At 70.8% G+C, this 23,001-nt stretch carries 20 protein-coding genes and 1 pseudogene; 6 read left to right on the top strand and 15 right to left on the bottom strand.

The features are described 5' to 3' along the window. Both AC2D8W_RS07520 and AC2D8W_RS07525 read left to right on the top strand, forming a co-directional pair. Nucleotides 1-696, top strand: a complete 696-nt coding sequence (locus AC2D8W_RS07520; RefSeq protein ID WP_484671020.1) for a response regulator transcription factor — start codon at nucleotides 1-3, stop codon at nucleotides 694-696. A gap of 209 nt (nucleotides 697-905) precedes the next feature. Then, nucleotides 906-1,640 (top strand): sensor histidine kinase, encoded by a 735-nt coding sequence (locus tag AC2D8W_RS07525; protein ID WP_484671021.1) that lies wholly within the window; start codon nucleotides 906-908, stop codon nucleotides 1,638-1,640. 6 nt (nucleotides 1,641-1,646) lie between these two features. Here the strand turns inward: AC2D8W_RS07525 and fixJ are convergent, their stop codons facing one another. From fixJ to AC2D8W_RS07545, 4 genes are all read right to left on the bottom strand, one after another. Then, complete coding sequence (gene fixJ / locus AC2D8W_RS07530; RefSeq protein WP_484671022.1) at nucleotides 1,647-2,264, bottom strand: response regulator FixJ; 618 nt, start codon at nucleotides 2,262-2,264, stop codon at nucleotides 1,647-1,649. Next, on the bottom strand, nucleotides 2,224-3,735 hold the full coding sequence (locus AC2D8W_RS07535) for a sensor histidine kinase (RefSeq protein ID WP_484671023.1): 1,512 nt from the start codon (nucleotides 3,733-3,735) through the stop codon (nucleotides 2,224-2,226). The genes fixJ and AC2D8W_RS07535 overlap by 41 nt, the downstream gene beginning before the upstream one ends. A gap of 152 nt (nucleotides 3,736-3,887) precedes the next feature. After that, nucleotides 3,888-4,433 (bottom strand): GNAT family N-acetyltransferase, encoded by a 546-nt coding sequence (locus tag AC2D8W_RS07540; RefSeq protein ID WP_484671024.1) that lies wholly within the window; start codon nucleotides 4,431-4,433, stop codon nucleotides 3,888-3,890. After that, complete coding sequence (locus AC2D8W_RS07545; protein ID WP_484671025.1) at nucleotides 4,430-6,517, bottom strand: S9 family peptidase; 2,088 nt, start codon at nucleotides 6,515-6,517, stop codon at nucleotides 4,430-4,432. The genes AC2D8W_RS07540 and AC2D8W_RS07545 overlap by 4 nt, the downstream gene beginning before the upstream one ends. Before the next feature lie 184 nt (nucleotides 6,518-6,701). Here AC2D8W_RS07545 and AC2D8W_RS07550 point away from each other — a divergent pair, with 184 nt between their 5' ends. Then, on the top strand, nucleotides 6,702-7,541 hold the full coding sequence (locus AC2D8W_RS07550; RefSeq protein ID WP_484671026.1) for a trypsin-like serine peptidase: 840 nt from the start codon (nucleotides 6,702-6,704) through the stop codon (nucleotides 7,539-7,541). Between the two features lie 18 nt (nucleotides 7,542-7,559). Here the strand turns inward: AC2D8W_RS07550 and AC2D8W_RS07555 are convergent, their stop codons facing one another. The 3 genes from AC2D8W_RS07555 to AC2D8W_RS07565 all read right to left on the bottom strand — a co-directional run bounded on the left by AC2D8W_RS07555 (nucleotide 7,560) and on the right by AC2D8W_RS07565 (nucleotide 10,588). Then, a complete protein-coding gene (locus AC2D8W_RS07555; protein WP_484671027.1) occupies nucleotides 7,560-8,009 on the bottom strand; it encodes a MaoC family dehydratase in 450 nt (149 codons plus the stop codon). 145 nt (nucleotides 8,010-8,154) lie between these two features. Beyond that, on the bottom strand, nucleotides 8,155-9,696 hold the full coding sequence (locus AC2D8W_RS07560) for an acyl-CoA synthetase (protein WP_484671028.1): 1,542 nt from the start codon (nucleotides 9,694-9,696) through the stop codon (nucleotides 8,155-8,157). A 136-nt stretch (nucleotides 9,697-9,832) separates the two neighbouring features. Beyond that, complete coding sequence (locus tag AC2D8W_RS07565; protein ID WP_484671029.1) at nucleotides 9,833-10,588, bottom strand: class I SAM-dependent methyltransferase; 756 nt, start codon at nucleotides 10,586-10,588, stop codon at nucleotides 9,833-9,835. Nucleotides 10,589-10,705: 117 nt separating this feature from the next. Here AC2D8W_RS07565 and AC2D8W_RS07570 point away from each other — a divergent pair, with 117 nt between their 5' ends. Beyond that, on the top strand, nucleotides 10,706-11,539 hold the full coding sequence (locus AC2D8W_RS07570; protein ID WP_484671030.1) for a hypothetical protein: 834 nt from the start codon (nucleotides 10,706-10,708) through the stop codon (nucleotides 11,537-11,539). 74 nt (nucleotides 11,540-11,613) lie between these two features. On the opposite strand, the pseudogene AC2D8W_RS07575 reads toward AC2D8W_RS07570, so the two are convergent. Beyond that, a pseudogene (locus AC2D8W_RS07575) lies at nucleotides 11,614-11,715 on the bottom strand (PEPxxWA-CTERM sorting domain-containing protein); the annotation flags it as partial. Between the two features lie 1,681 nt (nucleotides 11,716-13,396). On the opposite strand from AC2D8W_RS07575, the gene AC2D8W_RS07580 reads away from it, so the two are divergent. After that, entirely contained in the window at nucleotides 13,397-14,224 is an 828-nt protein-coding gene (locus AC2D8W_RS07580) for an acyl-CoA thioesterase (RefSeq protein WP_484671031.1), read from the top strand. Between the two features lie 365 nt (nucleotides 14,225-14,589). On the opposite strand, the gene AC2D8W_RS07585 is transcribed toward AC2D8W_RS07580, so the two are convergent. Then, on the bottom strand, nucleotides 14,590-14,982 hold the full coding sequence (locus AC2D8W_RS07585) for a glycine zipper 2TM domain-containing protein (RefSeq protein WP_293481834.1): 393 nt from the start codon (nucleotides 14,980-14,982) through the stop codon (nucleotides 14,590-14,592). 450 nt (nucleotides 14,983-15,432) lie between these two features. Beyond that, complete coding sequence (locus AC2D8W_RS07590) at nucleotides 15,433-15,990, bottom strand: TetR/AcrR family transcriptional regulator (protein WP_484671032.1); 558 nt, start codon at nucleotides 15,988-15,990, stop codon at nucleotides 15,433-15,435. 78 nt (nucleotides 15,991-16,068) lie between these two features. Here AC2D8W_RS07590 and AC2D8W_RS07595 point away from each other — a divergent pair, with 78 nt between their 5' ends. Next, nucleotides 16,069-16,503, top strand: a complete 435-nt coding sequence (locus AC2D8W_RS07595; RefSeq protein ID WP_484671033.1) for a tautomerase family protein — start codon at nucleotides 16,069-16,071, stop codon at nucleotides 16,501-16,503. Nucleotides 16,504-16,516: 13 nt separating this feature from the next. On the opposite strand, the gene mopJ is transcribed toward AC2D8W_RS07595, so the two are convergent. From mopJ to AC2D8W_RS07620, 5 genes are all read right to left on the bottom strand, one after another. Then, nucleotides 16,517-17,017: a motility/cell cycle regulatory protein MopJ gene (gene mopJ, locus AC2D8W_RS07600; protein ID WP_293481828.1), complete on the bottom strand. Its 501-nt coding sequence runs from the start codon at nucleotides 17,015-17,017 to the stop codon at nucleotides 16,517-16,519. 149 nt (nucleotides 17,018-17,166) lie between these two features. Continuing rightward, on the bottom strand, nucleotides 17,167-17,586 hold the full coding sequence (locus tag AC2D8W_RS07605) for a Ros/MucR family transcriptional regulator (RefSeq protein WP_293481826.1): 420 nt from the start codon (nucleotides 17,584-17,586) through the stop codon (nucleotides 17,167-17,169). Nucleotides 17,587-17,854: 268 nt separating this feature from the next. Continuing rightward, nucleotides 17,855-18,736: a crotonase/enoyl-CoA hydratase family protein gene (locus tag AC2D8W_RS07610; protein WP_484671034.1), complete on the bottom strand. Its 882-nt coding sequence runs from the start codon at nucleotides 18,734-18,736 to the stop codon at nucleotides 17,855-17,857. A 54-nt stretch (nucleotides 18,737-18,790) separates the two neighbouring features. Next, nucleotides 18,791-20,605 carry an alpha/beta fold hydrolase gene (locus AC2D8W_RS07615; RefSeq protein ID WP_484671035.1) on the bottom strand — a complete coding sequence of 605 codons (1,815 nt, stop codon included), beginning with the start codon at nucleotides 20,603-20,605 and terminating at the stop codon, nucleotides 18,791-18,793. Between the two features lie 53 nt (nucleotides 20,606-20,658). Further along, nucleotides 20,659-22,887, bottom strand: coding sequence for a S9 family peptidase (locus AC2D8W_RS07620; RefSeq protein WP_484671036.1), 2,229 nt, complete (start codon nucleotides 22,885-22,887; stop codon nucleotides 20,659-20,661). Nucleotides 22,888-23,001 lie beyond the last annotated feature (114 nt).

Consider the following 23,001-nt stretch of genomic DNA (forward strand, 5'->3'; position numbering starts at 1 on the left):
GTGTTCATTCTGGTCGTCGAAGACAACGCCTCCGCCGTGCGGAGCCTGGAACTGATCCTCAAGGCCGAGGGGCACAACCTCGCCGTCACCGCGTCCGGTGAGGAGGCCATCGAACTGGTCGAACTCTACGACTACGACGTGGTGCTCCTCGACCTCGACCTCGAGGACATCAGCGGGGCCGACGTGTTGCGCGAGATGCGCATGCGCAAGGTGTCCACGCCCGTGATCATGCTCACCGGGGCCGCCGACGTGGACTCGAAGGTGGCCGCGCTGGCGGCCGGCGCCGACGACTACATGACCAAGCCGTTCCACAAGGCCGAACTGGCGGCCCGGCTGAACGCCGTCGTCCGCCGCTCCCGCGGGCACACGGAATCGATCATCCGCACCGGCGCGATCGCGCTCAACCTGAACACCCGCACCGTCGAGGTGAAGGGCGCGCCGATCCACCTGACGCCCAGCGAGTACAAGATGCTGGAGCTGCTCTCGTTGCGGAAGAACAGCGTGCTCACCAAGGAGCAGTGCCTGAACCACCTCTACAACGGGATCAGCGAGCCCGAGATCAAGATCATCGACGTCTTCATCTGCAAGCTGCGCAAGAAGATCGCCGCCGCATCGGGCGGCGACAGCCAGATCGAGACCGTCTGGGGCGGCGGCTACATGCTGCGCGACGCCAAGAGCGAGCGCCTCGCCGCCTGACCCGGACTTCACACCGTCAGCACCCTGCGGCCGACGCCTCCATGCGAGGGTCGGCCGCCTCTTTTTGGGGGCCAGGCCACGCCGGAGCTGCGGCAGGTCGCCATAGGTAGACCTACCTAGGTAGTCGTGACGGGGTGATATCCGCCGCAGCGTGTGTCTTGAGTCGCTTGGACGGCCGCATTCCGGCCACTATCGGGTAGGGGACGCGCATGGCCTTCGACGGCTTCGCGGAGCTTCTGGAAAAGCGGACAGGGCGGGGCGGCGGCGCGGCCACCGCGGCCCACGACTTCAACAACCTGCTGGGCGTCATCATCGCCGCGAACGAGGCCCTGGCCCGGCAACTGCCCCAGGGCGGCGACGCGCACGAACTCGCCTCCATCGCCCTGGAAGCGGCCGAAAAGGGCGCGGAGCTGCTGGCCCGCATGATGGCCGGCGCCGAGAGGCCGCAGGCCGCCCCGAGCGGCCACGTCGACTGCGCCGAGGCGCTGACCGCGGCGGCGCGCCTGGCGAACGTTTCCACCGCGACGGGCGTGACCTGCGTGGCGCTGGGCCTGCGCGAGCCGCTGGCCTGTCGCGCGGACCGCGGAGACCTGGACTCTGCGCTGCTGAACCTGTGCATCAACGCCGGCCACGCGCTGCCCCGGGGCGGCGCCGTGCGCCTCCAGGCGGACGCCGCCGACCTCGACCCTGCCGCCGCCGCCGAGCTGGGCGTGCCACCCGGGCGCTATGTCGCACTGTCGGTCATCGACGACGGGGTCGGGATGCCGCCGCACGTGCTGGCGCGCTGCGCTGACGCCTACTTCACCACCCGCGCCGGGCGCGGCGGCACAGGGCTGGGTCTCGCGGGCGTCGCCGCCTTCTGCCGGGACGCCGGCGGCGCGCTGAAGCTGGCCTCCGTCGAGGGCCGGGGAACGACGGCGACCCTGGTGCTGCCGAGGGCCTGACGGGCCCTAGGCGGCGCCGGCGGTGATGGTGGAGCGGATGAGGTCCGACAGGCTGTCGGCGCGCATCTTCGACATGACGTTGGCGCGATAGATCTCGACCGTCCGCGGGCTGATCTCCAGCTTGGCGGCGATCATCTTGTTGCTGTCGCCCGCCACGATCAGGTCCAGCACCTGCCGCTCCCGCGCGGTGAGGCTCTCGAGCCGCCGCAGCACGCGGCGCTTCGCCGCGCCCGCATCGACGGCCGCGTCGTTCTCTTCCATGCAGGCCCGCACGACCCGCAGGATCAGCTCGCTCTCGAACGGCTTCTCGATGAAGTCCGAGGCTCCGGCCTTCATGGCGTCCACGGCCCGGCTGACGTCCGCGTGGCCGGTGATCACTATCACCGGTAGTGCGCTGCCCAGCCCCTTCAGCGCCCGGATCAGCTCGATCCCGTCCATGCCGGGCATCCGCAGGTCGCTCACGATACAGCCGCGGGACTGGGCGTCGAAGGTGGAGAGGAAGTCGGAGGCCGACGCGAAGGGCGAGGCCGACAGCCCGTCCGACTTCAGCAGCACGACCAGCGAGTCCCGGGCTGCATCGTCGTCATCGACGACGAACACCGTCCGCTCGGCCGCTGAGTTCATCATCCACACCTGCCCGCGCCAATACAAAACAGAAGGCGGCGCCGCCCAGACGGCTAGGCTTGACCCAGATCCGTCCCCTATGGTTTTCGACTATAGCACTGGAAATCGACAGGCCCAGCCCCATTCCTTCGGGCTTTGTGCTCGCGAGCGGTTGAAAGAGGCGGTCTACGACGCTCGGGTCGATCCCGGGACCACTGTCCTCCACAGTTGTCAGGATTTGGTTTCGAGAATCAACGTGCGTCGAAATGTTGAGCTGGCGGCGCGGGTACTTCGCGACAGCTTCAATAGCATTTCTCGCCAGGTTGACGATCAGCTGTTGAATCTGGATGCGGTCAGCGATCACCACGTCGTCGCCTTTGTGGAGATCGTAGACGACGCGCGCGTGGGCGTCCCGCGCCATCAGCGCGATGATGAAGTCCACCTCGCGAATGATGGCGCCGAGGCTCTCCGGCTTCTGCAGCGCGCCGCCGCGAGTCGCAAGGTCGCGCAGCGTCCGGATGATCTCGCCCGCGCGAACGGCCTGGTCCCCGGCCCGGCTCACGGCGTCCACCAGATCGTCGTTCCGGAGTTCCATGCGGGCGATCATGTTGCGCGCGGCGCGAAGGTAGTTGGCGACGGCTGACAACGGCTGGTTGAGCTCATGGGCCAGCACTTGCGCCATCTCGCCCATCGAGTGGGCGCTCCACACGTGCGCGAGCTGGGCGCGCAGCTCTTCGTTCCGGCGCTCCGCCGCCTGCACCGAGGTGAGGTCGCGCACGACGATGGTGAACAGCCGACGGCCGCCGGACCGCACGGCGCCGACGCGCACCTCCATGGGGAAGGTCTCGCCGGTCCGGCGCAGTCCCGTGAGCTGGCGCGTGCTGCCGTCGGGGTCGTCCCCATCGCCGGTCAGCGCGGCGTCCTCCCCCGGCGGCATGAGCCGGCTGAAGCTGGTCCCCACCACCTCGGCCGCGGTCCAGCCGAAGACCCGTTCGGCCGACTCGCTGAAGCTCTGGATGTCCCCGCCCTCGTCGGTCAGGATCAGGGCGTCGGCCACGATCTCGAGGCCCGCCTGCAGCAGCGCCTCGCGTTCCGCCTGGTCAGCGATCAGCTCGGCTGTGGCGCGCCGCTGGGCGAAGACGACCCTGGCCCCCGCGGTGACGGCGAGGCCTGTGATCACGAAGACGGCGGCGCGGCCAATCCGCTCGGCGAGGGGCAGGTCCGTGAAGGTGTCTAGCCAGAGGCCGGCGGCCGCGAGAAGCGCCGTGGAGAGGGCCGCCGAAAGCGGTCCGCCGAACCACGCGCAGGCCAGCAGCACGGGCGTGCCGAGCAGGTACACCGAGTGGCCGAAGACCGGGCGAAGGGCATAGGCGGCGACCGCGAGCAGCGCCGAAAGCCCGACGGCCAGCACGTGGGCCCGGACCGTGCCGGGCGCCAGCGCCGAGTTCGTGACCACGCCGGTTGTGCGTTTTCCCGTCCACAACCCAGCCATCTAAATCTGCATTCCACGCCGGTCCCCGCCGGCGCGCTATTCTTGCGGCAGCAAGCGCTGTTAAGCAATTACGTACAAGTACATAAGGGTGATCGTGCCGCCTATCAGGCGTTTTCTTGCCTCTTCTCTCGCCTTACGCGCGAAGACTTGAGCTAGGGCCCCGAGAGCCTGACTCCCGGGCCGCGGGGCGGGGTCTGATCGCCGCCATTGAGCGCCTTCTGCATCCAGACGATGTCGACCCAGCGCCCGTGCTTGAACCCGAAGCTGCGGCCCACGCCCTGGTGCGTGAAACCCAGCGCGGCGTGCAGGCCGATCGAGCCGGCGTTGCCGCTGTCGCCGATCACCGCCACGAGCTGGCGCACGCCCAGGCCTTCGCAGGCCTCGATCACCGCGCCCAGGACGGCGCGCCCGACGCCCCGGCCGATCGCGTCGGGCGCCACATAGACGCTGTCCTCCAGCGTGTAGCGGTAGGCCTCGCGCGGGCGGAACGGACCGGCGTAGGCGAAGCCCAGGACCCTCCCGTCCGCCTCGGCGACGCGGTAGGGCAGTCCCAGGCTCGCGAGGGCGGCGCGTCGGCGCTCCATCTCCGCGGCGGTCGGAGGCTCTTCCTCGAACGTCCCGAGCCCGTGCAGGACATGATGGCCGTAGATGGCCGCCAGCGCCTCGGCGTCCCCGGCTGTCGCCGCCCGGATGATCATTGCGCCTTCCAGCTCCCCTCCATCGCCCAGATGGCGAAGGCGTAGTCGAGGGCGATCTCCTTCAGGAAGTCGAAGCGGCCGGAGGCGCCGCCGTGGCCGGCCTCCATGTTGATCTTGAGCAGGATCGGGGCGTCGCCCGTGGTGTGTTCGCGTAGCCTGGCGACCCACTTCTGCGGTTCCCAGTAGGTGACGCGCGGGTCGGACAGGCCGCCGGTGGCCAGGATGGGCGGGTAGGCGCGGGCGCTCACCTGGTCGTAGGGGCTGTAGCTCGCGATCAGGTCGTAGGCGGCGGGGTCCTCGATCGGGTTGCCCCACTCGGGCCACTCGGGCGGCGTCAGCGGCAGGGTGGTGTCGCTCATGGTGTTGAGCACGTCGACGAAGGGCACCGCGGCGATGATCGCGCCCCAGAGGTCCGGGCGCAGGTTGGCGACCGCGCCCATCAGCATGCCGCCCGCCGAGCCGCCGTAGGCCGCGATCCGGCCCTTCGAGGCGTAGCCTTCGGCGATCAGGTGCTCGGCGCAGGCGATGAAGTCGGTGAAGGTGTTGGGCTTCTTCTCCTTGCGCCCGTCGAGGAACCAGCCCCAGCCCTTGTCCGAACCGCCCCGGATGTGCGCCGTGGCCCAGATCCAGCCGCGATCCACGAGGCTGAGGTTGCGGATGGAGAAGCTGGGCTCCATCGCGATGCCGTAGCTGCCGTAGCCGTAGAGCAGCACGGGCGCGGACCCGTCACGCGGCGTGTCCTTCAGCATCAGGAGCGTGATCGGGACCTCGGCGCCGTCCTCGGCGCGGGCGAGAAGCCGGCGCGCGACGTAGCGCGCGGGATCGTGGCCCGAGGGAACCTCCTGGGTCTTGCGCAGCGCGCGCTCGCGCGTGGCCATGTCGTAGTCGAACCACTGCCGGGGCGTGGTGGGCGACTGGTAGACGAAGCGCGTGGTCGTCGTCTCGTACTCGTAGCCGCCCTCGAGGTTGAGCGCGTAGGCCTCCTCATCGAAGGCGACGATGTGCTCGCCGCCGTCGAGGGCCGTCACCACCAGCCGGTCGAGCGCATTCACCCGCTCGGCGCGGACGAGGTGGCCAGCGTAGGCCGCGAAACCCGTGATGTACCGGCCGGGCTGGTGGCCGATCCAGTCGCGCCAGGTCGCCTTCGCCGGAACCGAGGCCTCGGAGACGCACAGCTTGAAGTCGACGGCGCCGTCGGCGTTTGTGCGGACCACCCAGCGGTCGGTCCAGTGGTCCAGGCCGTACTTCACGCCCGCGCGCCGCGGCTCGGCGACGACGGGCGTCGCCGTCGGGTCGGCGGCGGGGATCACCAGCACCTCGGTGGTTTCCTGGTTGCCCACCTGGATCAGGATGTGGCTGTCGTCGGCGGTCACGCCCACGCCCAGGAACATGCCGTCGTCGGGCTCCTCGTAGATCAGCACGTCCTCGCCGCCGCGGGCCGGGCGGCGGAAGACCTTGGCCGGGCGCGCGTTCTCGTCGCGCCAGGTCCAGTAGAGCCACTGGCTGTCCGGGGAGAACACGAAGTCGCCGCAGGCGCTCTCCATGGCCGCGCCGAGCGCCTGGCTGGTAGAGAGGTCCTTCACGCGGACCGTGTAGTACTCGCTGCCCTGCTCGTCGGCCGCCCAGGCGTAGAGGGCGTGGTCGGGGCTGTGCGCGGCGTGCCCCACATGGAAGTAGGCCTTGTCCTTGGACATGGCCTCCTCGTCCAGCAGCACCTCTTCGCCGGCTTCGGCGCCGCGCGGGCGGCGGGCGTGGACGGGGTGCTCGGCGCCCAGGGCGTAGCGGACGTAGTACTCGAACGGGCCGTCGGGCGAGGGGACCGAGGAGTCGTCCTCCTTGATGCGCCCCTTCATCTCGGCGAACAGCTGCGCCTGCAGCGCCTCGGTCTGCGCGAGCACGGCCTTGGTGTAGGCGTTCTCGGCCTCGAGGTGGACGCGGACGTCCTCGCGCAGCGTCTTGGGGTCGCGCAGGACCTGCTGCCAGTTGTCGTCCTTCATCCAGGCGTAGTCGTCCACGCGCACGCGCCCGAGCTGCTCGATCCGCTTGGGGACCTTGGGGGCGACGGGGGGCGTGGGCAGGGTCATGGCGCGCTAGATGCGGCCTCTCGGGCCGGCGCTCAAGCGCCGATGGCGCACGCCGCCGCGCGCGGCGCTTTCGCGCAGGCCAATGTGGCGACTTGTAGGCGCAAATCCTTCTGTGATTCACTCCTTGTGCATCTGCGTCGCGCATCAATGACGCGGTCGGGGCATCGAGTATCAGGGGCCACCCATGGTCATGGACCTAGCGGTCGAGTTGATCCACGCGACGGTGCAGCTGGAGCAGCCGCTCGGCGACGGCACGCGGACCGTCGGGACGGGGTTCCTGATCTCCGCGCCGGGTCCGGAGGGCAAGCCGCGGACGGTCCTGATCACCGCCAACCACGTGCTGCAGAAGATGCCCGGGGCCACGGCCCGCATCGGCTATCGCATCGCCAACCCGGACGGCTCGTGGAGCTACTCGCCGCAGCAGGTGAAGATCCGCGACGGCGACGGGGCCGAGCTCTGGACCCACCACCCGAACCGCGACGTCGCGGCCATGGTGATCAAGGCGCCGCCCGAGTTCGCGAAGGCCGCCATTCCGCAGGACTACCTGGCCGCCGAGGACAGCTTCGAAACCTACCGGGTCACCGCCGGCGACGAGATGATGGCGCTGGGCTTCCCGCGGGGGCTCTCGGCCAACTCGGCGGGCTTCCCCATCCTGCGCTCGGGCCGGGTCGCCTCGTACCCGCTGTCGCCGGCCAAGGTGTTCCCGACGTTCCTCCTGGATTTCTCGGTGTTCCCCGGCAACTCCGGCGGGCCCGTCTTCATCAACCGCCCGCTCCAGACCGGCCCGGTGCTGCAGGCGTCCAGCGGCCCGCCGGCGCCGGCGGGCTTCATCGCCGGCCTTCTGACGCAGCAGGTGGAGCTGAACAACGAGCGGCTCGAGATCGGCATCGTCACCCACGCCCGCTACATCCGCGAGACGATCGCCCTGATGCAGAACCCGCTGGCGCCCCAGACGCTGGCCGAAGGCATGACCGCGGTGTCGGGCAGCCGGACCGCGAGCGCGGAGGAGGCCGCGCGCGAATAGGCGCGGCCTCGCCGGGCGTCAGCCGCCGTACAGGACCGAGATCGTCTCAGCCACGCAGGCCGGGCGCTCCTCGCCCTCGATCTCGATGGTGCACTCGTTCTTGATCTGCATGCCGCCGGCCTTGGGCTCGGCGCCGATCAGCTTCTGGCGCATGCGCACGCGCTTGCCGACCCGGACCATGTTGGTGAAGCGCACCTTGTCCGAGCCGTAGTTGATGCCGCGGGTCACGCCCTTCACCGGCAGCATGCCGGCGCCCAGCATCGGGATCAGCGACAGCGTCAGGTAGCCGTGGGCGATGGGCCCGCCGATCTCCTTGGTGGCGCGCTCGACGTCCACGTGGATCCACTGGTGGTCGCCGGTGGCCTCGGCGAACTTGTTGACGCGGTCCTGGTCGATCGTGACCCAGTCCGACACGCCCACCTCCTGGCCCACCAGTCCGGGCAGGTCCTTGATCTCGACCGGGTTCATTCGTGGTTGCTCCTTCGTATGGCTTCAGGGGTCTGGCTCTAGCATCTGACGGCCGCGCGGCAAGGCGGACGCGGCGCAAACGCCACGGTCGCCCCGGTCTCGCCGGCGGCGAAACCGGGATGACAAGGACAGCGGCAGGCGCGTCCTAGACGATCCTGGATCCTTCCTTGCCCCAGTAGGCGTCGCGGATCAGGCGCTTGTAGAGCTTGCCGGTGGGATGGCGCGGGAGCTCCTCCATGAAGTCGAGCTTGCGCGGCGCCTTCACGTGGCTGAGGTGCTGGCGGGCGAAGGCCATCAGCTCGTCGCGCAGGGCGTCGCCCGCGTCGGCCCAGTTCGCCGGCTGGATCACCGCCACCACCTGCTCGCCCATCTCCTCGTGCGGCGCGCCCACGACGGCGACGTCGGCGACCTTGGGATGGCCGATCAGCAGGTTCTCGATCTCCTGCGGGTAGATGTTCACCCCGCCCGAGATGATCATGAAGCTCTTGCGGTCGGTCAGGTAGAGAAAGCCCTCCTCGTCCACCCAGCCCACGTCGCCCAGCGTCGTCCAGCCGTGCTTGTTGGTGTTCTCGGCCACCTTCTCGGGCGCGTTGTGGTAGCTGAGCGGCGGGCCGTTGGCGAAGTGGACCACGCCCTCGGTGCGGGGCGGCAGCGCCTCGCCGTCCTCGCCGCAGATGCGCAGCTCGCCGATCACCGCGCGGCCGACCGAGCCCTTGTGGGCCAGCCAGTCCTGGGCGGTGATGTAGCAGAAGCCGTTGCCCTCGGTGCCGGCGTAGTACTCGTAGATCGCATCGCCCCACCAGGCGATCATCTGCTCCTTCACGGGCACGGGGCAGGGCGCGGCGGCGTGCACCGCCGACTTCATGGACGAGACGTCGTACCTGGCCCGCACCTCCTCGGGCAGCTTCAGCATGCGCACGAAGTGCGTGGGGACGAACTGGCCGCAGTCGCACCGGTACTTCTCGATGAGCGCCAGGGCCTGTTCGGGGTCGAACTTCTCCATCACCACGACCGTTCCGCCCGAGCGGTGGACGCCCATGGTCCAGCGCAGCGGGGCGGCGTGGTAGAGCGGCGCCGGCGACAGGTAGATCGGCTTCTCCGGGAAGCCGAACAGCATCTGGGCGATCTGGCCCATGCCGGGCGTCTCGTCGATGGCGAGGCCGGTGAGCGGCGGCTTGATCCCCTTGGGCCGGCCGGTGGTGCCCGACGAATAGAGCATGTCCGATCCGGCGATCTGGTCGGCGATCGGCGTGGTGGGAAAGGCGGCCGTGGCGGTCTCCCAGCTCTCGTAGGGGGCCCGCGCAGGGTTGCACATGAAGAGCTTCACCGACTTCGGCAGCACGCCCGGGAGCTCGTCGACCACGGAGCCCACGCCGGCCGAGGTGATCAGCACCTGCGCGCCGCAGTCGCCGACGATGTACTCGACCTCGCCCGCCGTCAGCTTGGAGGAGATGCAGGTGTAGTAGAGCCCGCTGCGCTGCGCTGCCCAGGCGATCTCGTAGTAGCGCGGGTGGTTCTCCAGGAAGATGGCGATCACGTCGCCGGGCTTGAGGCCCAGCGAGCGGAACAGGTGCGCGCCCTGGTTCGAACGCTCGTCGAGCTGGCGGTAGGTCACCGTCTCGCCGGACCCCGCCATGATGTAGGCGGCGCGGTCGGGGTCGGTCTTGGCGTGGGTCGCCGGATGCATGGACGTGGTCACTCCCGTCGGGCGGGTCTGGAGGGCCCGCGCTTCGACGGCGAGTGAGGGGCGTTGACGTTGCGGGCGTCAAGCGGCGCGGCGATGCGCATCGCCTCCCCCGCATCGCAGGGGAGGCCGCCGCGGCCTACTTCGGCTTGCGGAACTTCATCACGAACTGATCCGTCTTCCCGCGGATCGAGGCGTCGAAGACGTTCGTGGTGTGGGGGTCGGACTCGAGTTTCAGCATCGGGCTCTGCGCCTCCAGCCTGAAGCCGGCGGCCTCGACCTCCTGCTTCACGATGGCCGGGTCGATCCGGTGCGTCTTCATCGGCGGCTCCAGCCCCGAGCCCGCGGGCGCCACGTGGTCGACGATCACGTAGGTCCCGCCGGGCTTGAGCGACTTGAAGACCTCGGCGTTGACCTTGGAGGCCGTGTCCTTCGGGAACGGCGTCAGGTGCAGGTCGTGGTAGTTCTGGACCGTCAGCACCATGTCCAGCCCGTCAGGCAGGTCGAGCCCGCCCAGGGTCCCGTTCACCGCGGTGATGTTCGCGTAGGCGCCCGCCACCTTCTTCTGGTCCTCGCCGTAGCTGGCCTGGAAGCGGATGAACTCGTCGGGCTGATAGGCGTAGACGCGGCCGTTCGGGCCGACCGCGACCGACAGGATGCGGGTGAAGTAGCCGCCGCCCATGATCAGGTCGGCCACCTGCTGGCCGGGTTTCACGCCGGCCCAGGCGAGCAGTTCGCCCGGCTTGCGTGCGGCGTCACGCGCCTTGTCGGCCGCGGGGCGGTTCGCGTCGGCCAGGGCCGCAGCGATGTTCGCGGGCGCGTCGGCGGCCCAGGCGCCGCCCGCCGCGCCGAGCGCGGCCGCCGCGAGGGCGGAAGCGAATGCCTTACGGATCATGGTTGTGCCTCCCAACATGTCGTGCACGAGGTCTATCACCTGCCGTCCGGCGCCCACTAGCGATCTGCGACCGCCGGCCGTATTCTCCGCCTCGCGTGTCAGTCTAGGAGCCTTCGCGTGATCAGGTCGATCATCGGGGGCGCGGTGGCTGCTGCGCTCCTTTCCGGTCCACTCCATGCCGCCCCGCCCAAGGCGCCCGCCCGCGTGGCCGCGTTGCCATGGGTGGTGACGCCGACCGAGGCCGGCTGCCGCGTGGACCTCGAGCTCGTGGGGAGTTCCGGGGCGGTGACCCCCGTGACCCTGGCTTCGGACGGCCAGGTCACCAGCCTTGCCTTCTTCAAGGAAGACCTCCCGGCCCGAGCCTTCCTGCCCATCCGGATCGATCGGCAGCGCTTCTCCAACCTCATGCTCCGGGGAACCGGCAGCGCCGGCGAACTGATCCTCTCAGAGGAGACCGAAGCGGCGATCCGGCGCGGCGGGGTGCTGGGGATCGCATGGCTCGCGGACGAGCCGCTGACCGCGTCGCTCAGCGGCTCCGAACAGGGACTCGTCGACCTGAAGGTCTGCGGCGCGCAGACGGCCGCGCGGCATCGCGAGCGGCTGGCCGCCGAACGGTCGGCGCGCGAGCGCGCCGACGCCGAGGCGCGCGCCCGGGCGCTAAGCGAAGCCCAGCTCGCCGCGGTGGAGGCGCAGAAGGCCGCGGCCGAGGCCCAGCGCCGACAGGTGGAGGAGGCGGCCGATCGCCAGCGCCGCGCCGAAGCCCAGGCCGCCGAGCGCGCGTACCAGGAGGCTCGTCAGCGCGCCTACGAGGACGAGCGCCGGCGCGCCTACGAGGCGGCCCGCGCCGCGGAGGAGGAGGACAGCCGCTGGTATCCGCCGCGACCGGCGTATCCGTACCCCGCGCCGCGGTCCTACACGCCGCCGCCGCGCTATGGCTACGAACGCTACTGAGCCCGGCGAACTGGGCGCCGGGACGAAGGACAGGTCCTGGATGTGGGTGGCGTCCGCGCCCTCGTGCGGCGCGCTTAGGAAACGCGCGCCACGATGCGCCGGCGCCGGATGGCGTAGCCCACCGCGCCGAAGCCGATGATCATCAGGGCCCACGTGCCGGGTTCGGGCACGGCGCCCGGATTCTGGAGCCGCGGGTCGCCGCCGGGATCGCCGCTCGTGCCGCCGCCGCCGGGACCACCGCCACCGCCGCCGCCGCCACCGCCGCCACCGCCGCCGAATTCCTGCGGAACCAGCACCGTCAGGCCGCCGCCGCCCGGAGGCGTCGGCAGGGTCGGAGGAGTCGGTGCGTTCGGAGGCGGAAGCGGACCGGGCGGGTCCACGCCGGGCGGAAGCGGATTCGTCGGGGTGAAGGGATCTTCGCCGCCCGTCGGTACGCCGCCGCCCGTGCCGCCACCCGTACCGCCGCCAGCGCCACCACCGCCGCCAACTCCACCGCCACCGGCGCCACCGCCACCGCCGCCGCCACCGCCGCCCGTGGGCAGGCCGGGGTTCAGGTCGCCGTCGGGGTCCTCCACAACCGGGAGGCCGCCATCGCCAGGAGGCTGGTCGCCGGGAGGTTGGTCGCCGGAGGGCGGGTCGCCCCCGGGCTGGCCGCCGCCGCCCTCGTCGGAGGGCGGATCGCCGCCGCCGAAGCTGTTGTCGCCAGGCGTCGAGTCGCCGCTCGGAGTCGAAGTCGATCCGCCGCCGCCCGAGAGGCCGCTGGCGTCCAGGATGGTCAGGGGGCCGCCATCACCGCCCGGGCCTGCCCCGGGCTCGACCGTCGGGCCGCCGCCGGTCGTCGGTTGGTCGCCGCCCGCGCCGTCGCTGCGGAACAGGCTGAGCCGGCCGCCGTCCAGCGTCTGGTTGCCTTCCATCAGCGTCGGCGCCGCGATGGCCGTCGCCGAGAACATCATGAACATCACCGGCCCGTGCCGGCGGAGCTTGTGCTGCCATGTCTCGCCGGGGCAGACCTCGGGGCGGAGCGCCGGGTGCCAGGGGGCCAGCGGGCAGATCTCGCCGTCCGGGCCCAGGACCTTGCCAGGCCAGGCCCAGCTCCAGGCCCAGGAGAAGTGCCACCAGCGCTTGAAGCCCCGATCCAGCGCGCCCGGCCAGGCCCACCCGAAGAGAGTGGCCATCATGCCATGGCGGCGGCCGTAGGGTTCGTCATGCAGGGCGCTGGGCCAGAGCCAGGACAGCAGCGCGCTCGAGCCGAGCCAGCCGGCCCGCGCGTCGCGATGCGCCTTGGGTTCAGGCCACAGCCAGGTGAGGAGGGCGGCGCCCACGCCGACGCGGCCGCGCGGGCCGCCGTCCATCGCGACCGTCATGGGATCCTCCCACAGGCGGCCGGGGCGGGCATTTGGTTCGGAACGGGACACGGTTCGGCGCTAGGAGACTTCCAATCGGGACGCGACATCGCCTCCCCCGGCGCACCGCTCACGGTAGAGATGCCGTAAATTCGCCTAGAAGTCGTTAAGCGCGGCCGTTGCGCGACATTGTGCCTCGCCTTCGCAGGCGTGGAACGGCCGTGGCCGCCCGCAGCGCGAGGGCCTTGCAGTTCCGTCCCGGCGAGGCCGTGGCCGCGCATTTACCGCTCCCCGATCGCCGCGGACGCCCGCGGCATGGATCACCAAGCTTGACCTTTAGAGGCGGCGACGTTCGCCGCAACCAAGGACAATCCGGGGGCGAATTTCGCCCAAAAGGACAAAGAGGACCCCGGACAAGCTCTCCCAAAGCAAGTACGGCGCCAGCTTGACCTTGGATGCGCGCGGCCGCGGATGCGGCTTCCGTGACCCGGGGCGGCGTGTGTAGAGAGCCCGCATGAGCACGCGCGCAGACACCCTGGACATGCCGCTGACCGCCGTGGGGCCGGGCCGATGGCGCACGCACGCCGGCCCGGAGTGGCGCAATCCGGGCGGCGGCCTGTGGGGCGGCTACGCCATCGGGCTCTGCATCCGCGTGATGGAGGCCGAGCCGGAGGCGCGCGGCGAGGCGCTGTCGCTGACGCTCACCTATGCGGCGGCCCTGCCGGCCGGCGAACTCGACATCCGGACGCGCCGTCTGCGCCAGGGCGGCTCGATCGGCGTGTGGGAGGTGGAGCTCCTGCCCGCCGGCTCGGAGGAGGTGGGCGTGCACGCCATCGTCACGCTGGCCCGCCGGCCGCAGACCCCGCCCTTCGCCTTCGCCGCCATGCCCGAGGCGCCGGATCCCGAGAGCCTGCCCAGTCCGGTCTACGCCGCCGCGTCGCAGCACTTCGGCGCCCAGGCGCTCGAACGGCGCAGCCTCGACACCTTCCCGCCCAAGGCCACCGGGGATTCCCGCACGCTGGCGTGGGTGCGTTCGCGCCGCGGTCCGCTCGACAAGGCGATCCTGGGCATGATCACCGACAACTCCGCCCCGCGCGCCTTCTACGCCCTGGGCCCCACGGTGATGACGACCACGCTCTCGCTGACGGTCTACCTGCACGGCACGGCCGAGGAGGTCGCCGAGGTGGGACACGACTTCATCCTGGTGGAATGCGAGGGCCGGGTGGGCGCGGGCGGCGCTTCGGACGAGCGGTCGAGCTACTGGCGGCGCGACGGCAAGCTCCTGGCCACGAGCGAGCAGCTGGCCTGGTACCGGGAGCACCGGCGCGATCCGCCGGAGTAGGAGACACGAAAAAGGGCCCCGAAGGGCCCTGATCCGTCGCGAGGGTTGGCGTGCGGCTCAGACGCCGACGCCAGCGGTCGCGAAGGCCGCGATCAGGCCGAGCGCCATCAGGAAGGCGGGCGCGATGCGGTCGAAGGCGGTTTCGATGCGAGAGAAGGTCATGGCGGTCTCCATCAGCTCTGGGTCGAGGCCCGGGGGAGCGGGCTGTCCGTCTGGACACTGTTTAGATACCACCATCTGAACGCTGTACAGATCAGCGATTTTGCCTGACGGCTATGCGTTTGCGCATGAACGCTCGGGGCGGCGCGCCGCGCCGCCTTCGCGCACCGACAAGAAGAGGGCCCCGAAGGGCCCTCTTCCCGGCGTCAGCGGCCGTAGTAGTAGCCGCGGTCGTTGTAGCCGCGACGGTAGCCGTCGTAGCGGTCGCCCCGGTACGAGGAGCCGTAGTAGCCCCGGTCGTAGCTGCGGTAGCGGCTGTCGCGGGCGTAGTAGGGCTGGGTCGTGCGGTAGCGATAACCCGAGCGGTAGTGGCGGCGGTCATTGTCGCTGGCCGCCGCGCCGAGCGCGGCGCCGGCCACGGCGCCCAGCGCCACGGCTTCGCCCTTGCCGTCGCCGATGGCGGCGCCGGCGACGCCGCCGATGAGGGCGCCGATCAGCGCGCCTTCGGTCTTCGAGCCGGCGGCGGCCTGGGTCGCGGGAAGGGCGACGGCGCCGGCCACGGTCAGGGCCATCGCGGCCTTTGCAATCTTGTTGGTCATGGCAGGTCTCCTTGAGAAGTTGACCCATCCTAGAGCCCGCGCCCTGAACGGCCCCGGAGCCGTCCGTTCATCCGCGCGACAGGTAGCGAGGCCGGCGGCGCCAACGAAAAAGGGCCCCGGATGGAGCCCTTGACCGCTTGCGAGTGAGGCCCGCCGGGGCCGGATTGGCGAGGCCTGTCAGGCCACGCCCACCATGCCGATCGCGGCGAACCCGCACACCAGGCCGAACATCGCCGTCAGCAGCACGGCTGGGGCGATCCGATCGACCAGGCTCCGGATCTGCACGACGCTCATCGTAGTTTGCCTTCAGTCTGGGGAGGAACCCCGTGGGGAGCGGGGCCGTCCGTGTGGACAAGCTTCTGATAGCATCGCCGAACGCGATTAAGGATCGGTGAGTTCGCATCGCCGCTCTGCATTTTTGTCATGAGGCCGCAGAGCCACAGCTTCGCGTCACAGGAGAGCCCGTTTCGCCTCCCGCCGGGTGGCGGCGAGCAGTTCGTCGGCCAGCGGGCTCGCCTCGGGGACCGCCCGGGAGAGCATCAGGGCGCCGACCATGCCGGAAACCAGCGCCACGGCCCGCGAGCGGCGCTCGGCTGATTCGCCGGACAGGCCGCCTTCGACCTCGGCGATCATCCGTTCCAGGCCCTCGGCGAAGGCGGCCCGGACGGCTGGCGGCCCGCGCGAGACCTCGCCGGCCAGCGCTGCGGCCGGGCAGCTGCGCCCGGGCGCCCCGCGGGCCGCGGGCGAAAGGTAGCCGTCCAGCAGCTGCGCCAGGTCCGCCGCCCGCGCGCGCTCGGCCTCCATCTGCGTCCAGGCTGCCGAGAGCGCCTCGGCGGCCAGCGCCTCCTTGGAGCCGAAGTGGTTGTAGAAGCCGCCGTGGGTGAAGCCGGCGGCGCTCATCAGCTCGCCGACGCTGACGCCTTCGAAGCCGCGCGCGCGGAACATCTCCGCCGCCGCCGCCAGCACCCGGTCGCGGTTCGCCTGCGCCTGCGCCTTGCTGATCCTCAAAGCCTCGACCTCCGTCTTGACGGTCGCGAATTATAATGATGATTATCATCATAACAACCCCGACACCAGGAGACGACCGTGCCGCTGTGGAAGATCTACCATCCCGAAGACGCCTTCACGGCCGAGCAGAAACAGGCGATGTCGAAGACCATCACCGAGCTCTACGCGCCCCGGCTGCCCCGCTTCTATGTGGGCGTGGTGTTCCAGGCCGTCCCCGCCGACGACTTCTACCTGGGCGGCGAGCCGGCCACAAACTTCGTGCGGATCTGGGTCGACCACATCGCCCGCACGCTGCCGAACGCGGAGGCCCGTACGCGGTGGATGAACCACGTCATCGCGGCCCTCGCGCCGCACATCGGTGACCGCGGCTTCGATTGGGAGTTCCACATCGACGAGACCAGCTTCGAGCTCTGGTCCATCAACGGCATGCGCCCGCCCGCGCCGGACACCGAGGACGAGAAGCGCTGGAAGGCCGAGAACCGGCCCTCGCCGCTCACGGCCACGGTGGCCTGAGGCGGCGTTCGGGTCAGGCCGCCGGGCGGATTCCCGTGGGGGCGGCGGCGCCCGCGGGCAGGCCCACGACGGCGTCGTAGCCCAGGATCATGCCCACGTCCTCGCCCTCGGTGGCGAGCGGCAGGCGGATCCAGATGATCGACAGGTGCGAGGCGCCCCGCCACGACAGGCTGTGGACGCCCACGCCGGGCTTGCGCTCGCTGACCACCTTGTCGAGTTCGCTGCGCCAGTAGTCGGCGGCCGCGGAATTGTAGACCTCGGAGAACGACCGCCCGGTGATCTCGCGGCCGTAGACGCTGTAGAGGCCCGTCCCCGCCAGGCGGACCCGATAGTCCTGGCCGGTGACGCGCGGGGTCTCGATGAGGCTGACGGTCGGCAGGAGCCGCTTCATCCCCGCCGGGTCGATCTTCCGCCGCGGCGGCGCCGGCGCATCGGCCTTCAGCGAGCACCAGTAGGCGAAGAGCTCCTCGTGAGCCCGGATCGCCGCCGTCGGGGGTCCGATCTGCGCCGCCATGTTCAGATACGCCGGTAATCTTTTGGATTCATGGCGAATCACAATCGCTGACCCGCGAATCGGCGGCAAGCTGAAAGTGGTTAACGGCGCGCAAAAACGCCCGCCGGTGTGGCCGGCGGGCGTCGGATCTTGCGATCGGGCAGTGCGGTCTAGCGCTTGCGCTTCGGCGCCTGCCGGCCGCCTTGCCCCAGGCCCATCTGCTTGGCCAGGTCGGAGCGGGCCTTGGCATAGTTCGGGGCCACCATCGGGTAGTCCTTCGCCAGCCCCCACTTCGCCCGGTATTCCTCGGGGCTCATGTTGTACTTCGTCCGCAGGTGGCGCTTCAGCGACTTGAACTTGCGGCCGTCCTCCAGGCAGACGAGATAGTCCGGCGTGATCGAGCGGCGGATCGGCACGGCCGGTTCCTTCGGCGCGGCCTCGACAGTCTCGGCGCCCGAGGACACGCCGGCCAGCGCGCGGTGAACGCTCTGGATCAGACCGGGAAGGTCGCCCGCGGCGACAGTGTTGTTGCCCACGTAGGCGGAAACAATATCCGCCGTCATTTCGATGACGTCCGTCTTCTCATCCATTTCTTTGATTCCACTGCTTTCACGCCAAGAGACGACGGCGCGTGATTCACAAATGATTGCGCCGTCATTATCGGCATCGAAAGCTCGATACAACCGTGAAATAGAGAACACCCGCACTCTCCTGTCGTCAGAACAGAAGAGCGCCGTGGGGCCAACAACCGTAACCCCAGGTCCAGTAAGCGGATGCGTTGTACCTACACCCGCAGACGGAGAGACATAGCCTTCCGTCGGGGTCCGCGGACCCCGACGCCGGGCCGGGACATCCCGATCAGCTGAACGTGGGCCGGCTCCAGTGATCCCAGATGTCCGGCAGGTCCTTCGACACCTTGTCGGGATACTGCGGCGGCCGCTTCTCGAGGAACGAGGTGACCCCTTCGCGCGCGTCGCCCGACTTGCCCCGCGCCTGGATCCCGCGGCTGTCGGCCCGGTGCGCGTCCATCGGGTGCGCGGCGCCGGCCATGCGCCAGATCAGCTGCCGGGTGATGGCCACGGACACGGGGGCCGTGTTGTCGGCGATCTCGCGGGCGATGGCGCGGGCGGCGGGCAGCAGGTCGTCGGGCGCGTGGATGGAGCGGACGAAGCCCTTCTCGTGCGCTTCCGAGGCCGGGAAGATGCGGCCGGTGTAGCACCACTCCAGGGCCGTCTGGACGCCCACCAGATGGGGCAGGAACCACGACGACGCCGCCTCGGGGTTCAGCCCCCGGCGGGCGAACACGAAGCCGTAGCGGGCGTTCTCGCTCGCCAGGCGGATGTCCATCGCGCACTGCATGGTGACGCCCACGCCCACGGCCGGGCCGTTGCAGGCCGAGATCACCGGCTTGAGGCTCTCGAAGATCCGCAGGGTGAGCAGGCCGCCGCCGTCGCGGTTCACGCCGCCCGCGCCCGCGCGCGCCGCCTGGTCCTGGGGCGAACGCGCATCGTAGTTGAACGTCTCGCCGCCGGCCGACAGGTCGGCCCCGGCGCAGAACGCCCGCCCGGCGCCCGTCACGATCACCGCGCGCACCGCGTCGTTGGCGTCGGTCTCGTCGAACGCCGCGATCATGTCCTTCATCATCTGGGTGTTGAAGGCGTTCAGCTTGTCGGGCCGGTTCAGCGTCATCGTGGCGATCCCGTCTTCGACGTCCAGGATCAGGGTCTCGTAGCTGGCCATGGGGCTTCCTCGTGGAGTGTTCGCGCCATCACGGCCCGCTTGACGGTAAGGAGGTCAAGACCCCGCCGGCGGTTCCCGGCGCAGCGCGGCCAGCACGTGGTGCGGATGGCTGAGCGCGAGGAAGCGGCCGGCGTCGGCGATCACGCGCAACTCCGCATCCGGCAGGACGTCGCGCCAGTAGGCCGCCACCCGCTGGGGGTCGTGCATGAAGTCGTGAGCCCCCACCAGGACCGTCCACCCCTTCGTGCCCCGAACGGTCGGCGGCCGGGTCCCGCGGGCGAAGGCGACCTGCTCGTTGATGATTCCGGCGTGGCGGCCCGTGGCGAAGGTCCGGACCGCGCGGAAGTAGTCGCGGGTCAGCTCGGGGTCCTGCAGGGCGGCCTCGTCCGGCGGACTCCCGCAGACGTCCCGCTGCAGCCGGCGGATGAACCCCTCGGCCGTGACCCCGCGCGTGAGCGGTCCGGCCAGGAGGCGGATCACCGCCGGGTTCCGCTGGAACGCCTGCTTGGTAAGGTTGACGCCGCCCACGCCGCGGCCGCTCGCGGCCATGTGCGGGTCCGGGTTCACCAGCACCACCCGGCCCAGCCGGCCCGGCGCCGCCTGGTGCAGGGCCAGGACGAACTGCGCGGCGCCCCGGGCGACCAGGTCGGTCCGGTCGATCCGCAGGTGGTCGAGCACCCGGACGACATCGTCCGTCGCCGCCGCGAAGGGGTCGTGCGCGCCGGCCTCCAGCCCGGCGATCTCGTCGGTGAGGCCGAAGCCGGGACGGTCGATGGCGATGGGCCGGTAGCCCTCGGCATGCAGGGCGCGCAGCAGGCCGCGGGCCACCACACGGGTGGTGGTGCTCGAGTGGACCACCAGCACGGGCCGGCCGGACGAGGGCCCGTAGTCGCTCACCGCGATCCGCCGCCCGTCGGGACGGCGAACCAGCAGCAGCGGCTCGGCGGTGTCCGCGAAGCCGATCTGGCCGCCCGTGGCTTCGGTCAGCCAGCGCAGCGCCCGGGCTTCCACGACCTTGCGCGAGAGCGCGCTGGCCGTGGACACCTGCAGCATCAGGTGGACGCGCTCCAGGTCCTTCCGGACCACGGCCTCGCTGACCGACAGCACCGCGGCCGCCGTCTTGCGCGACGCACCCCCCGCCACCAGCCCGGCGATCGCCGCCTGCCTCGGCGTGAGACCCCACAGGTCGCCTAGCACCTCGCTGGCGTCGGCGTCGGGCAGGACCCCGAACGCCAGCGACATCAGCTGCGTCACCAGGGCAGGCAGCCGTCGCACCCCCGCGCGCGCCAGCGCCTCGGCGAGCGCCTCGCGCGCGGTGTTGTAGGAGACGCCGGCCGCCGCGGCGGCGGGCCGCACGCCCCCGGTCCGGACGATCTCGGTCACCACGCGGGTCTGCAGGCCGTTCAGCCCGTGGGCGCGGCAGGCGGCCTCCAGCGGCGGGGTCACGTGTGCGGCGTGGCTGGTCAGCACGACCACCTGGCCTGGGCGCGCGACCGCGGCCTCGTGCACGCCGGGCGGCAGCCGCCAGCCCGTGGCCCGCTCGGCTCGCCCGTACAGGAAGACGGCGCTTTCCTCCGCGCCCGCGAGCGCCACCGGCGCCGAGACGGTGGCGTCGCTGTGCAGCACGCGGCGGACGATCTCGGCGTCCACGCACGCCGGGCCCTCCATGCCGATGAACGCCGGCGTCGCGAAGCTCGTCTCGCCGTGGCTGTCCACCACGGCCGCCGCGATGCTGTCGAGGTTGAACAGCGGCGTGGATTCCGGCTCCAGGCGCGTCAGGTCGTACGCCTCGCCTTCCGTCGTGCGGAGCAGCGCCGCCAGATCGGCGAGGGCTGCCTCGTCCGCCCCGCCCTGCGTGTCACCAGCCATGGCCGGCAGGGTACGCCGCAACGCTCGGTCCGCGAAGCAGCGTTCGCGGAACGCTAGTCCCGGCCGGGCGTCCTGAGCTTGCGGTCGAAGAAGTCGAGCGTCTGGACCGCCCGGTGCATCCGGTTCATCGGCGTCCACCCGCCGCGGTGGCGAAGCCCCGGATAGACCATGGTCTCGAAGGGCGTCCCCGCCGCCTGCAGCGCGAACAGCAGCCGGGTCGTGTGGTCGAACGTGACGTTGTCGTCGGCCATGCCGTGGACGATCAGGACGGCGCCCGGCTTCAGCTTAGAGGCCCGCGACGTGAGCTCGGTGGCCGCGTAGCCGGCGGCGTTCTCCGCGGGGGTTCCCATGAAGCGCTCGGTGTAGTGGGTGTCGTACAGCGCCCAGTCCGTGACCGGGGCGCCCGCCACTCCGGCCCGGAAGGGGCTGTCCGGCGCGGTGAGCATCAGCAGCGTCATGTAGCCGCCGTAGGACCAGCCGGTGACGCCGATCCGGTCCGGGTCGACGAAGGGCAGGGACTGCAGGTAGCGGGCGCCCGCGATCTGGTCGTCGACCTCCAGCTGGCCGAGTCGCCGGTCGATGGCGGTCTTGAAGGCCACCGAACGGTTGGGCGTGCCGCGGTTGTCGAGCCGGAACAGGATGTAGCCGGCGTCCAGCAGGATCTGATCCTCGGGCGAGTGCCAGGTCTTCTGCACCCGGGCCGACCCGGGCCCGCCGTAGACCTGCACGATCACCGGGTGCCGCTTCGAGGGGTCGAACCCCGGCGGCGTGCGCAGCGACCACCACAGGTCCTGGCCGTCGGCGGCCTTGATCGTCCCGAACTGCGGTTCGCGCAGGCGTTCGGCGTACGGCCAGAACGGGTGGCCCGCCTTCAGGGCGTTCTCCTCGATCCACCGCACCCGCACGCCGTCGGCGCGGTAGAGCGCGGTCTGCGGAGGCGTCTTCGGATCCTCGTAGGTCCCGACGAAGGCGCCGCCCTTCTCGGCGACGGCCACGACCCACACGCCGCCGCCGGGCGTCAGAGCCTTCGGCGGGCCCGGGGTCCGGTACGAGACGGCGTACAGCCGGTTCTCGGTCGGATTGTCCTTCCGGCCGAGGAAAAGCACCCGGCCCGTGGCCTCGTCCACGCCTTCGATCTTCTCCACCGCCCAGTCGCCCTGCGTGACCTGGCGGATCAGGCGGCCGTCGGGGCCGTGAAGGTAGAGGTGCAGCCAGCCCGACCGCTCCGAGGACCAGAGGAAGTTCCCGTCCCTGAGCGGCCGGAAGTCGTTGGTCAGGTCGACCCAGTGGGGGCTGGTCTCGGAGAGGATGACCTTCGAGGCGCCGGTGGCCGGGTCCACGGCCAGGATGTCGAGGCGGCGCTGGTCGCGGCTCTGGCGCTGGACGTAGAGCGTCCTGCCGTCCTTGGCCCAGGCGACACGGGCGAGATAGATGTCGGCGTCCGGCCCGAGGTCCACCTTCACCCGGGGTCCCGCCAGGGGCTGGACGAAGAGGTCCACGCGGGCGTTCGGCCGTCCGGCGCGGGGATAGCGTTGGGCGACGACCTGGGCGCCGGTAGCGTTCACCTCGGGCCGTGGGACGACGTCGACGCCCGTCTGGTCGACGAAGGCAACGGCGATGGCCCGATCGTCGGGGCTCCACCAGTAGCCGGTCGATCGATCCATCTCCTCCTGGGCGATGAACTCGGCCGTGCCCCAGCTCTTGAGCTCGGTCCCGCCCTCGGTCACCGCGCGTTCGGGACCGCCCGAGGCCGGGACGATGTAGAGGTTGTCGTCGCGGACAAACGAGACGAAGCCGCCCTTCGCCGACACCTTCGCGTCGATCTCGTCGGCGGCCGAGCGCGTGAGCTGGCGGGCCTGGCCCGCGGCGATGTCGTAGACCCAGAGGTCGCCTTCGACAGGGGCCAGGATCATCCGGGCCTGGTCGTCCCAGGCGTAGTCGACCACGCCCCGCGTGGCGACGCCGGCCCGTTCGCGGCGCGCCTTCTCGGCCTCGGAGAGCTCGCGGGCAGGGGGCGCGAGCTTGCGACCGTCGAGCAGCATCCGTGGCTCGCCGCCTGCCACGTCGGCGATCCACAGGTCTGAGATGGTGAGGTCGTCGGCGCGGGTCTTGATGTAGGTGACCGCCTTGCCGTCCGGCGACAGCTTCACGCCGCGGGCGCGCGGGCCCGAGATGTCGGGACTTTCGAAGACCCTGAGCGGGGGAAGGCGTTCGGCTATGGCGGGGCTGAGGGGGGCGGCGACGACGAGGGCGGCCGCGAGGGCGGCGGTGAGCAACTTCATGGCGGGGTTGAACAGGGAACCCGGCCGCTTGGCAATCTCCCGTCCAGCGGAACTGGCGCCGCTGCGGCGATCGCCATGGAACGTCGGGGCAATCGTGGCGCTCGTGACGGTCGG

The sequence above is a fragment of the Phenylobacterium sp. T106 genome (assembly GCF_057219735.1).

Excerpts from the sequence above, each read along its gene's own strand:
- AC2D8W_RS07525 (WP_484671021.1), top strand. The coding sequence starts at position 906 with ATGGCCTTCGACGGCTTCGCGGAGCTTCTGGAAAAGCGGACAGGGCGG.
- fixJ (WP_484671022.1), bottom strand. The coding sequence starts at position 2,264 with ATGAACTCAGCGGCCGAGCGGACGGTGTTCGTCGTCGATGACGACGAT.
- AC2D8W_RS07535 (WP_484671023.1), bottom strand. The coding sequence starts at position 3,735 with ATGGCTGGGTTGTGGACGGGAAAACGCACAACCGGCGTGGTCACGAAC.
- AC2D8W_RS07540 (WP_484671024.1), bottom strand. The coding sequence starts at position 4,433 with ATGATCATCCGGGCGGCGACAGCCGGGGACGCCGAGGCGCTGGCGGCC.
- AC2D8W_RS07545 (WP_484671025.1), bottom strand. The coding sequence starts at position 6,517 with ATGACCCTGCCCACGCCCCCCGTCGCCCCCAAGGTCCCCAAGCGGATC.
- AC2D8W_RS07550 (WP_484671026.1), top strand. The coding sequence starts at position 6,702 with ATGGTCATGGACCTAGCGGTCGAGTTGATCCACGCGACGGTGCAGCTG.
- AC2D8W_RS07555 (WP_484671027.1), bottom strand. The coding sequence starts at position 8,009 with ATGAACCCGGTCGAGATCAAGGACCTGCCCGGACTGGTGGGCCAGGAG.
- AC2D8W_RS07560 (WP_484671028.1), bottom strand. The coding sequence starts at position 9,696 with ATGCATCCGGCGACCCACGCCAAGACCGACCCCGACCGCGCCGCCTAC.
- AC2D8W_RS07565 (WP_484671029.1), bottom strand. The coding sequence starts at position 10,588 with ATGATCCGTAAGGCATTCGCTTCCGCCCTCGCGGCGGCCGCGCTCGGC.
- AC2D8W_RS07580 (WP_484671031.1), top strand. The coding sequence starts at position 13,397 with ATGAGCACGCGCGCAGACACCCTGGACATGCCGCTGACCGCCGTGGGG.
- AC2D8W_RS07585 (WP_293481834.1), bottom strand. The coding sequence starts at position 14,982 with ATGACCAACAAGATTGCAAAGGCCGCGATGGCCCTGACCGTGGCCGGC.
- mopJ (WP_293481828.1), bottom strand. The coding sequence starts at position 17,017 with ATGGCGGCGCAGATCGGACCCCCGACGGCGGCGATCCGGGCTCACGAG.
- AC2D8W_RS07605 (WP_293481826.1), bottom strand. The coding sequence starts at position 17,586 with ATGGATGAGAAGACGGACGTCATCGAAATGACGGCGGATATTGTTTCC.
- AC2D8W_RS07610 (WP_484671034.1), bottom strand. The coding sequence starts at position 18,736 with ATGGCCAGCTACGAGACCCTGATCCTGGACGTCGAAGACGGGATCGCC.
- AC2D8W_RS07615 (WP_484671035.1), bottom strand. The coding sequence starts at position 20,605 with ATGGCTGGTGACACGCAGGGCGGGGCGGACGAGGCAGCCCTCGCCGAT.
- AC2D8W_RS07620 (WP_484671036.1), bottom strand. The coding sequence starts at position 22,887 with ATGAAGTTGCTCACCGCCGCCCTCGCGGCCGCCCTCGTCGTCGCCGCC.